Origin of the sequence: Nocardia sp. GP40, assembly GCF_050434125.1 — a bacterium.
GTDB lineage: Bacteria > Actinomycetota > Actinomycetes > Mycobacteriales > Mycobacteriaceae > Nocardia > Nocardia albiluteola.
This window is the reverse complement of record NZ_JBNPVW010000003.1, coordinates 473,766-481,313: the sequence shown is the minus strand read 5'-3', so window position 1 is coordinate 481,313 and position 7,548 is coordinate 473,766. Positions and strand designations below refer to the sequence as shown.

Annotated in this window: 6 protein-coding genes; all 6 read left to right on the top strand. The window is 68.2% G+C overall.

Going from position 1 to position 7,548, the window contains the following annotated elements:
- Positions 1-52: 52 nt before the first annotated feature.
- The 6 genes from ABH933_RS11245 (at position 53) to ABH933_RS11220 (ending at position 7,534) form a co-directional block, all read left to right on the top strand.
- A complete protein-coding gene (locus ABH933_RS11245) occupies positions 53-1,630 on the top strand; it encodes an MFS transporter (protein ID WP_429416884.1) in 1,578 nt (525 codons plus the stop codon).
- A gap of 136 nt (positions 1,631-1,766) precedes the next feature.
- The gene (locus ABH933_RS11240; protein WP_429416882.1) at positions 1,767-3,203 is read left to right on the top strand and encodes a sensor histidine kinase; all 1,437 of its coding nucleotides are present in this window, start codon (positions 1,767-1,769) and stop codon (positions 3,201-3,203) included.
- 91 nt (positions 3,204-3,294) lie between these two features.
- Positions 3,295-4,425: a hypothetical protein gene (locus ABH933_RS11235; protein ID WP_429416879.1), complete on the top strand. Its 1,131-nt coding sequence runs from the start codon at positions 3,295-3,297 to the stop codon at positions 4,423-4,425.
- On the top strand, positions 4,422-4,922 hold the full coding sequence (locus ABH933_RS11230) for a YbaB/EbfC family nucleoid-associated protein (RefSeq protein ID WP_429416876.1): 501 nt from the start codon (positions 4,422-4,424) through the stop codon (positions 4,920-4,922). Before ABH933_RS11235 ends, ABH933_RS11230 begins: the two co-directional genes overlap by 4 nt.
- A 23-nt stretch (positions 4,923-4,945) precedes the next feature.
- Entirely contained in the window at positions 4,946-5,302 is a 357-nt protein-coding gene (locus ABH933_RS11225) for a YbaB/EbfC family nucleoid-associated protein (protein ID WP_429416873.1), read from the top strand.
- A gap of 195 nt (positions 5,303-5,497) precedes the next feature.
- The gene (locus ABH933_RS11220; RefSeq protein WP_429416870.1) at positions 5,498-7,534 is read left to right on the top strand and encodes a hypothetical protein; all 2,037 of its coding nucleotides are present in this window, start codon (positions 5,498-5,500) and stop codon (positions 7,532-7,534) included.
- Positions 7,535-7,548: the final 14 nt, after the last annotated feature.

The window sequence follows — 7,548 nt, the reverse complement described above, 5'->3', positions numbered from 1 at the left end:
ATTAACCGCACCGGCGTGCAGATATGCCCGGATGAGGACGTAAAGGGCGATCATGACTCTCGGGATGAACCGTCCGCGCCGCACAGCCGAGCGGGGCGGGGCGCGGCTGCGGCTCGGCCGCTGGCATCGCGGACTGGTGGTGGCGGTGTTGTGCACTATCGGCTTCATGACCAGCTTCGACACCGCAGGGCACGCCATCGCGGTGCCGACGCTGCTGCAGGAGCTGGGGGACCGGCCCGTACTCCATACGTCGATATGGATTCCGAAGGTGTACGTGCTTGCGTTCACCGCTTTTCTCATGATCGGCGGCACCCTCGCGGACAGGTTCGGAGCCAAGCGCGTCCTGCTCGTCGGCGGCCTGTTGTTCGTCGGCGGCACCGCCACGCATATCGTGCTGGCGACGACCTCGATCCCGCTGGTCGTGGCCCGGGTGTTCATGGGCGCGGGCGTCGCCGCCATGTTCCCGGCCGCGCTGTCCATCCTCACGGCCGTGAGCGATACCGCCCTCGCGCGGGCCAGGGCCGTCACCCTGTGGTCGGGTTCCTGTGCGGCGGGTGTGACCGTCGTTCCTCTGGTCAGCGGCCTGATTCTGAACAACGTGTGGTGGCCGAGGGTGATCGGGTCGGTCGGGCTGGTGGCGATGCTCATGATGATCGGGGTCGCCGTCCTCGTCCCGGCCACACCGGCGGATCCTGAGTTCCCGGCGGACTGGCCGGCCACGATCGCGGTGACGCTCGGGGTCGGGCTCATCATGTTCGCCCTGATACAGACACCGGATTGGGGATGGAGCGCGCCACCGGTCGTCGGGACATTGGTGGCCGGGGTCGCGATGTCGGTGGTGTCCGCGATCATCCGACGCGGTGGCACCATGCCGCACGATCCCTTCGCACGAGCGGATCCACGCGTCCGGCCGGCCATGTTCGCGCTGGGCACGGCCTGGTTGGCGCTGTTCGGGATCGTGTTCCTCATCGTGCAGTATCTGCAGGCCGTGCGCGATCACTCACCGATATTCGCGGGTTCGGTCCTGTTCCTACCGACGTGCGGTGCGTCCGTGATCGGTGCGAAGCTGGGATCTGCGGTGCAGCGCCGGTTCGGGATGACCGCTGCGCTCGTCATCGGCCTGACGGCGGTTCTGGACGGCCTGGCGATCGGTCTCGCCGCCGACGCCCGGGGCGACCTCGTCCCGATCGTGGCCATGGCGACGGTCGCGTGTGTGGGTTTCGCCATGGTGCTCAGCGTCGCGCTCGACGCGGTGAGTGCGGCCCTCCCGTTGTCGCCCAACGCATCCGCCTGGGCGGCGACCACGACCGCGGTGCCGTCCAGCGGACTGTTCGGCTTGGCAATCGTCGCCAGCACGGTCGATCGCGGCTATCGCGCACACCTCGTGGTGCCGGAAGCATCTCTGCCATTCGGCGGCACCGCGATCAGCCCGGACTCACTCGGCAAGGGGGTGGCGATGGTCGCTTCAGCAAGACAGCAGGACAGGCGACAGCTCGCCGAGGCCGTGCAGGACGCGTTCCTGGCAGGCTACCGGCACGGCTTGCTGGCAACCATCGCCATCGTCGCCGCCGTGATGGCGGTGATACTCGCCGCGGCCGCCCGCTCGAGGAGACCGGGACGAACTCGTTGATTCGGCCGGGGACCGACCGACCACGGCGGCTCCTCGCTCGATGTTCACGAGCCGTTCCACGGCCGCCGTGACGGAGCCTCGTCAAGGCTCCCGTACTGTTCAGATGGCGTCTGGACTGCGGAAGGAACCATCGAACGTGCGTGGTCGTCTGCTGATCATGTTCACCGTGATCGCCGCGATCTGCATGAGCCTTCTCGCCGTGGGGATCGGCGTGGAGTTGGCGGCCAGTCGGACCCGCGGGCTGATGATCGAGCGCATCGAGGACGCCAACCGCTTCGCGGCGTTGTCCGCCGGTGATCCGGCCACGGTGCACGATGCGGCCCGGCACTATCACGACCGCACTGACAACGGTGTCCTGGTGATCGACGCCCGCGGCGTCGTGGTAGCCGATGTCGGAGTGGATCGGCGGGATCCGAAAGTCGCCTACGTCATCGAACGCTCCCAGCGGTTCGAGTCTCCGCCGCTGTCGCTGCCGCGGTCGCTGCTTCCATGGAGTTCGAATATGTTCCTCGTGGCGGAGCCTCTCGGGGCGCCACCGCAGGCCAGAGGGATCGTCATCATCGTCGCATCGACGGCTGCGACCCGTAGCGCAATCGCTGACGGCTGGATACAGCTGGCGTGTCTCACCGCCACCGCACTGCTGGTATTCGGCGGTGTGGCACTGGTGTTGTCCGGATGGATACTGCGACCGGTATCCGAACTGCTGCGCAAGGTCGGCACCTTGACAGCGACGCTGCCCGCACCGGAGGGCGGACCGCCGCGGACTCGGACCACAGACAGTGGGCCACCGGAGATTCGGGAGCTGGCGGATGCGGTCGAGGCGATGACATCGGCGGTGGCCGAGATGGCCGCCACCGAGCGACGGCATGTGGCGGATACCGCGCATTCCATGCGTAATCCGCTCGCTGCCTTGGCCGCTCGACTCGAGACGCTGCGGCCCCAGATCGCCGGTGGCGGCCCGGCCGAATCGACCTTCGACAGCGTTGTCGCAGAGGTGGATCGGCTGACGGGGCTCTTGGACGAGCTGCTGGCCGGCGCGGCCGCGCAGGTGCGGCACACGACAGCGGTCGCGGCAACCCCCGAGTGGTGCGATGCGGTGCGTGTGGCGATGGACCGGGTCGATGCGTGGCGGGCCGCATTTGCCCGCACCGATATGGCTGTGAATATCGAACTCTCGGTTCCGACCGCGCCGGCGATGGTGCCGGCGGAGATACTCTGTCAGCTCCTCGATGTCGCACTGAGCAACTCGTCGCGCTACTCCGGCGCCGGCACGGACGCGACGGTATCGGTATACCTCGAGTCCGATGCTGTGGTGGTGTCGGTGCGCGATACGGGGATCGGTGTCCCCGAGGATGAAATCGACAAGCTCACCACTCGATTCTTCCGCGGAGCGGCCGCCGCCCCCGGTGGTTCCGGGCTGGGCCTGCCGATCGCCGCGACCTTGGCCGCCAGGCAGGGCGGGCTGTTCTTCATCGACGCCGCGGAACCGCACGGACTGGTGGTGACCGTCAGCTTCCCCGTGGTGGCCGACGGTATGGAAGTCCTTACGGACAACAGTCTTACGGGACGGTGAACAGAAGGTTCGTCGCACGGCCTCGGCCTGGCCCAGGCGACGCTTCTCTCGTAGCCTCCCGATCGTAGTGTCGGCGTCGGAATGAGGATGTATGCCACGAATTGTGGGCAGGCGGGCGGACGGCGCCGTCGTCGTCGGCGTCGGCGGTGTGTGCGTGGTAGTCGAACCGGAGACGTTGGACGATCAGGGCCACTGGACGGTCGGCGCGGACGCGGCCGAGATCCGTCCCGTCTACGTCGCGACGGGGGAGCCGGGCGTGATGTCCGCCGACGACCCGATGCCGCGGGACATGCTGACTGCCGCGCACATCGAGGCGATTCTGCACTGGGAGGTCGGCTTCGTCGAGGGCGTCCCGGGTGATCCCGCGCGCCCGGGCCTGGGCGCCGAGGCCGAGCTGTACCTGCGCTATCGGCCCGACACCGGTGACGCCTATCCGAAGACCGTTGCACCGCACACGGATCCGATGTTCACGCGCGGCCCGGACGACACCCCGATGCTCGACCTCGCCGAACTGCCGGCGTCGGAGGCTGCAAAAACGGCCGCCACCGGCGCCCACGCGTCGGATGCCCGTGTGCCGGAACGCGAATTCGACGACTACGACGACCCCGCACCGCTGCACCAGTTCTGCGCCTCCATGGCCCACGTCGAGGATCTCTCGGGCGAGGATCTCGTCGCCGAGGCTGCACAGGACCTGATCGACCGGGTCAGTTACGCCCCCACCGTCGCGGAGTTCTATCCGGCTCTGGCCGACGCGGTCGCCGCGGCCGACCTGCCGGACGATATCGTCGAATCGACCGACGGTTTCGGGCGCGAGGAGATCCTGGACTTCCTGGAACGTGTTGTGGCCGAACTGGATCGGCGCCGCCCGTGGCCGGACCCGGCACTGCTGGCGGTGGACCCCCAGGACTGGCCGTCGATCGGGGCGAGCCGCCCGATCGGCTGGGTGGACATGTTCATTGATGAACTCGAGTGGGCGCTGAAGGAGAGCTTCGGCGACGTCCCGGACGACGACCTTCCGATGCTCGTGCTGCGCCTGCGTGGCGGCCAGCTGGTCGCGCTGGTCGGCGAGGATCCCGATCCGGAACGTTTCCTGGTGCTGCTGCCCGACCTCGACGGCCGGCGCGAGCCGCGCGAGGTGATCGACTACCTGGCCCGGTATGCGGGTCTGGAGGTCTCGACTGACGGTCTGGACGCGATCCTCGAGGAGGTACCGGCGCCGTGATACACCCCGAGAACCGGCAGCTGGCCGACGCGACCAGCGAGTTGATCGATAACTTCCAGCAGGCCATCGGCCGGATCGCCGACACCCGCCGCCTGCAGCAGGCAATGACGGTGACGGCGTCGGCCGAGCACGGCCGGATCAGCGTGACGGTCGACGCGACCGGCGCAATAACGCGCACCGAATTCTCCGACGACGTCTCCGATTTGCCTTACGGCGCGATCGCCCGCGGCATCGTGGCCGCGGCCCAGCATGCGGCCGCAAAGTCGCGGCGCCGACGGGAGGAACTGATGGCGCCGTTGATGGCGCTGCGCGCGCGCATGCCGGCGGTCGAGGAGCACATGCCGGGGCTGGCGGTGCTGGCCGAGCTGCGCGCCGAGTTGCCCCAGCCGGTGCCCGCGCCGCTCACCCCACCGTCGGAGCGCGAGCAGTACTCCGGCCTGGACTACGGCGACGACGTGGAACGTCGGCTTCCGGCGCCCGGCATCCTGGATCGCTGAGCCCGAGGACAGAAGGAGCCCCCGTGGCCGATAACGAAATCGACAGTGCCATAGCGGATTTCCGGGCGCAAGTCGCCGAAATCGCGCGCCTGCGACAGGAGCGCGCCCAGCTCACCGCCACGGCCACCGCCGCGCACCGCCGGGTGAGCGTGACGGTGAACGCCGACGGCATTGCCATCGACGTCCGATTCTCCGGTGCCATCGACGATCTGAGCTACGACGAGATTGCCGACGCAGTGACCGAGGCGTCGCGGCAGGCCGTCGCCGATATGGCCCGGCAGAAGGCGGGCCGGAGCATCTCCGTCGATGCCGAACGGGGTGTGCCCGATATTGGGTCCCTTTCTGCCGTAATGGATTCACTGCGCGACATACTGCGCTGAACGCTGCTTCGGACACCGAAATCCCTTCGACCCGAACCGATATCGCACGGCTCATCACCGGCATGAAGAGCGCCCTGTGCGCTGGACCGGTGATTCGTTCAGGCCGAGTTCGACTGTAAGGCACGCCGAGTTCAAACTCGTACGCTTGTCTAACTGTGAGTGGATGGTCGTGGACGAAGGGGCGGTGAATCGCCGGTGTCGCTGTATCTTCCGCCGCAGTGGCGGTGGCTGGCCTGGGTAGCGGGCACCACCTGGCCGGATGGCGACGAGGACCGGATGTGGTCCGACGCCGCGGCGTGGAAGACCGCGAGCGACGCGGTGCGTGAGCGGCTCGACGACGTCGACGACGCCCGGGACGCCACCCTGGCCGCCTATTCGAGCGGTGACGGCGCCGCCAGGATGACCGCGATGTTCGACGGCCTGCACGACGGCGACGGCTCGGTGAAACAGCTCGCGGACTACCTGGACCAGATCCACGAATCCTGCTTCGATATGGGCACCGAGCTACAGGACAGCAAGCTCACGATCATCCTGTCGCTGTCCTGGCTGGCGCTGGAGATCGCGTGGGCGATGGCGTTCCCGCCCACGGAGGCGGCGGTGGAGGCCGCAGCGATCTCCAGCACCCGGTCGGTCCTGCGGCTCGTCGAGGACGCGGCGCTGGACAGGGTGAAGGCCCTCGCGGGCCGGTTCGGCGCCTACTCCGGCAAGGGGCGGCTGTTCTGGAAGTCATTGGCCCACGGCGAGTTCGTGCTGCCGTCGGCGAAGGGAGTGGCCAGTTACAGCATCAAACTGGCGGAGGGCGCCACCACCTCCTTCGGGATGGACGCGGCAGTGCAGCTAGGACAGATGGCGACCGGCAAGCGGCACAGCTTCAACTGGGCTGAGGCCGGGCTGTCGGTGCTGGGGTCGACAGCCGGCACCATTCCCTCCCGCGAGTTCGCCCGGTACCTCGGCATGGGGATCGATAACCTGGCGGGCCGTTGGCTGGCCAACGGGTTCGGGCGCACCGCGCGGGCGGCCGTGATCGGTGCCGGCGCGGGCGCGGTGAGCTCGGTCTTCGGCAACACGGCCGTGGGCCTGGCCACCGGCAACTTCTCCAGCCTGAGCAATCCCTCGAGCTGGGTGGGCGGTATCGCGCGCGGTGCCATCGCCGCCGGCGCGCGCGGTGCCGCGGTCAAGACGACGCCGATCTCGCCCGACGATATCCGGTACGGCCTGTGGGGCAAGGGGCGCAGCGAACTCAAATATCTGCCGACCGACGGTTCGGTGACCGACGTGCCCGAAGGCCGGCTGCCCAAGGCTCCGACCGTGAGCGAGCCGGTAATGGAACCGGCGCCCGAGTCCGTGAGCGAGCAGATCCGAGGCGGTCCGCTCGAGAACGGATCGGTGAACAGCTCGAATCACGCCGAGTCGCAGCTGGAATCGGCGTCGATGAACTCGAATCACGCATCCGGCGGGTCGCGGCCGGAATCGGTGAATTCCGCCGAGGGCGCCTACGAGAACTCGATTGGCGCCGGGGACAACGAGCCGGATCGGCAGTCGGTGCATTCGGTCTCCGAGAACGGGCCGTTGGAATCGGATGGCGGGGCATACAACGAATCGGATCTACAGTCGGTGCATTCGTCGGACAGCGGATCCAGCAACCTCGATCGCGCGTCGGTGTTCTCGTCCAGGAACTCGGATTCGGAGTCGGTGAAGTCGACGGGCTCGATCCGGGATATCGGCGGTTCGGATTCGGACTCGGCGAGGATCCCGGTTCGCGGTGGGTCCCGGCCGAATTCGATCGTCTCCGGCGCGGGCGCGGGCGTGGGCACGGGCGACGACGATCTCGCGGCGAACCTCACGGTCCGGAGCAGGGGCAGCGAGCCGGACGATTCGTTCGTCGCGAGCCATGGTGACGGCGAGATGGTCCGGGGGAGTGGGGGACACGGCGGACTCGAGGAGCCGGAGGATCGAGACACGCCCCCGCCCGGGCGGGTGTACCCCACCAAGGAGCTGCCGGACCAGTCCGCCTTCCTCGGCAAGGCCACCGACATGAAGTCGAAGACGCGGCCCAAGCGGGAGCCGGAATGGGAGCGGCCACCCGCGGACTACAACGCGAAATCCGCTCCGGGAGAACCGTTCTGGCTTCCAGATATCCCGTGGACGCCGCCGGCCGGTGGTGGCAACGGCGGCCACCACCATCATCATCACCACCATCGTCCGCCGCACAAGCATCCTCCCGAATCGTGAAGTACCGAGGAGAC

Bases quoted from the DNA above. Each gene is read 5' to 3' on its own strand.
- ABH933_RS11245 (WP_429416884.1), top strand. From the start codon at position 53: ATGACTCTCGGGATGAACCGTCCGCGCCGCACAGCCGAGCGGGGCGGG.
- ABH933_RS11235 (WP_429416879.1), top strand. From the start codon at position 3,295: ATGCCACGAATTGTGGGCAGGCGGGCGGACGGCGCCGTCGTCGTCGGC.